Source organism: Clostridium sp. ATCC 25772 (genome assembly GCF_001573875.1).
In the GTDB taxonomy this organism is placed as follows: Bacteria; Bacillota; Clostridia; order Clostridiales; family Clostridiaceae; genus Clostridium_J; species Clostridium_J senegalense.
On the sequence record NZ_LFRG01000143.1, the window covers coordinates 1 to 723 of the forward strand.

Sequence of the window (723 nt, forward strand, 5' to 3'; positions counted from 1 at the left end):
ATCACCTCCTTTCTAGGGAGTCGGCACAAAGGTAACACTTTGTGACATCTGGTACTATGTTATCTGTTTAATTTTGAAGGACCAAAGTCCTTATATGGGGGTATAGCTCAGTTGGGAGAGCACCTGCCTTGCACGCAGGGGGTCAAGAGTTCGAATCTCTTTATCTCCACCATATATGGGTCTATAGCTCAGCTGGTTAGAGCGCACGCCTGATAAGCGTGAGGTCGATGGTTCGAGTCCATTTAGACCCACCAATATATTAATTAAGTTTAATATATTATTTGTTGTTCTTTGAAAATTGCACAGTGATAAAAAGACATTGTTAAACCTTTAAATAAAGATATAACAATTTCGTCAAGACAATAAAAACCTTAAAATATAAACTATTTTATGCGAATTTTTGTATAAATGACAATAAAAAAAGTTGGCAAAAACGAACAATGCTAGGAAACGACCGAATGAGAAACGGAGCTTACTAAGGTAAGTGAGTATCGGAATGAGGAAAGTTGACGAAGCAGTGTGAAGTTTATGACAAGCTTTAGAAAAGTTTTTAGAAACAAGTAATGTTAGGAAACGACTGAGTGAGAAGTGGAGTTTACTTATGTAAATGAGCATCGGAACGAAGAAAGTTGACGACACAGTACGTAGTTTATAAAAATCTTTTAGGTCAAGCTACAAAGGGCGCAGGGTGAATGCCTTGGCACTAGGAGCCGAAGAAGGACG

General features: G+C 38.2%; 2 tRNA genes. Both read left to right on the forward strand.

The annotated features are described in order from the left end of the window. The first annotated feature begins 96 nt into the window (after nucleotides 1–96). Nucleotides 97–172: transfer RNA gene (locus tag AZI32_RS17210), tRNA-Ala, on the forward strand. Between the two features lie 5 nt (nucleotides 173–177). Then, nucleotides 178–254: transfer RNA gene (locus AZI32_RS17215), tRNA-Ile, on the forward strand. Nucleotides 255–723: the final 469 nt, after the last annotated feature.